The organism is Okeania sp. (assembly GCF_983059655.1).
On record NZ_CEZPJD010001044.1, the window covers coordinates 1 to 2,276 of the forward strand.

A 2,276-nucleotide genomic window follows, 5' to 3' on the forward strand; every position below is an offset into this window, starting at 1 on the left:
TCAATAGTCTCTACAGGTATTTATAGTTAATGGGCGATCGCTTAGTAGAGATTTCCAGACCCAGTTTTTGGATATCATTCAATTTTTCACAACAAACACAACAAAAGGAAGTATTATCATGGCAAAAAAAGAAAAAAAGAAAACAAAAAAACAGAAAGAAGACTTTAATCTCAAAATAGAGGAAGCAGGAATACAGAATCAAGGCTATGACAAATATGATTCTTTTAAAGATGATTCTTCAGAAGATGATTCCATTTCACCAGCAAAGTATTTATGGGACAGGAAAATATTTTCTTTGATCTGGCTTTCCTATTGTGTTTCTTTTCCGAAGCTTTATACTGGTAAAGAAACATACTTATCGAATTTAGCGACTAGAGCTGTTGAAGAAACTTTCAAGGATAAGAAAATTAGGAGATTAATTGGAGAATGGGAACTTGTATGGGGTGTTAGTGTTGAGCAAAGACCAACTTCTAATGTTGCAGATGCTACAATGTTTGTTGCTAAGTATCTTTCCTACCCTGGTAAGAGGAAGGCAAAGTATTTGAATTATGAGGGTTATGGAAATTTAGATCCAAAGGAGGAATATAAAGAATTTCATGAAGAAAATAAGACACAATATGTCATTTCCATTGCTGGAACAAATCCTTTCTCAATTTTTGCTACTTTGTTTCAAGATTTAAGTCTATTTAAAACTCGCTCTTGGAACAAAGGCGAACCTTGGAGTAAGGATGTTATAGATAAAACATCAAGAAGGAATGAACCTGCCATATCTTCAGGAGCTAGTAGAGGATTGAAAGTTCATTTGACAAAAATGCGGAGTAATACGGGTGAGTTACTTTTAGATTTTCTCAAAAGGGCAGTTAAAGATGAAGTAAACGAGAAAAAAGAGATAGTAGATTGGTTACAAACGCAATTCGACCAGATAACAGAGGAGTTAAATAAACTCAAAACTGAATTAGAAACACAAAACGAAGATGAATCAAAAACTGAAGAAACACAAAACGAAGATGAATCAAAAACTAAAGTAAAAAAACAAAAACGAGAAATTCAAGAGATAACTAAGTCAATTCAAGAAATTCAAACAATTCAAGATGCTTTGAAAAAGCGAAGTACATATGGCCTATTGAATGAAGCTTACAGTCTATTGGATAAGGCTTATGATATATGGTCTAAAGCTCAAGAAAAATTGAAGACTGGAACTCAACAATTGAAGGAGAAAGATGATACATCGGAGACCGCAGATCAGAATAGTGATGATGGCTTTGATCTACAAAAATTTAAAGATCAAGCAAAAAATGAAGCACAGATAGAAATCATTGTCGCTGGCCACAGTTTAGGAGGTGCTCTAGCGCAGATTTTAGCTTTAGCATTAAAAGAGAGGCAAAATGAATGGGATAAAAATGGGCTATGCAAAATAAGAGTGGTAACAGTCGGAAATCCATGTTTTACAAATGATAAGTTTGTAAGCAGGTATGAGTCTCAACTCGGAAAGGATAGTACTTATCGATTTTGGTGCGATATGGATCTGATTCCTAGCTTAACCAACAATACTGGTAAACTATCGACCATATATGAACCTGATATTCCTGGTAATGTAGCGATTACTACTTTAACTGATATTCTCCGCCAGAGTATCAAACAAAATAAATACACACATATATCTCATAAACCTGCTGCATTTAATGGCTACAAAGGCAAATTTAATGAAAAGTTTGCTCTTCAATATATTAATGAAAATCCAGAGATTAAAGACTATATTTCAACTCAGATTACTTCACTCATCTTTTTAGTTTTATTTCAACAACTACAAGTAGCATTATTTTTGCCTGATTTTGTTGGAGATGTGTTGGAAGACAACTTTAAGGGAATTACTAAGGAATTGTCTGAAGCTTTAGCCAAAATTGTGGCTCAAGTATTAGATACTGGTGGAGAGGCAAATGTAAAATTTGACAGTTTCTTGAACAGATTCTTTGATGCATTCTCTGGAATTCCTGGTTTAGGTGCATTTGCCCAGTTCAATGCCAATTTATTAGATACTCAAAACGTAGTAGAACTGACGAATTGGTATTTACAATTTGCTTATCAACATGTTGGCCAATATGAACAAGAGTTGAAGATAAAAGAGTTTACCAAACAGATGAGAGAAATTACTCAGAAATCTGAAAAGAAGATGAAATATAGCCAGAAGAAAAGGCTAGAATAGATATTTCTTTGAAGAAGTGCAGAAGGGCAAGAAAGGTTGAAAGGGATAAGGTTTTTATATCAAATCTGGTAGC

1 protein-coding gene is annotated in these 2,276 nt (G+C 33.8%); it reads left to right on the top strand.

The features are described from left to right. Positions 1 to 118: 118 nt before the first annotated feature. Positions 119 to 2,203 (top strand): lipase family protein, encoded by a 2,085-nt coding sequence (locus tag AC3DU7_RS31570; protein ID WP_488043179.1) that lies wholly within the window; start codon positions 119 to 121, stop codon positions 2,201 to 2,203. The last annotated feature ends 73 nt before the right edge of the window (positions 2,204 to 2,276 follow it).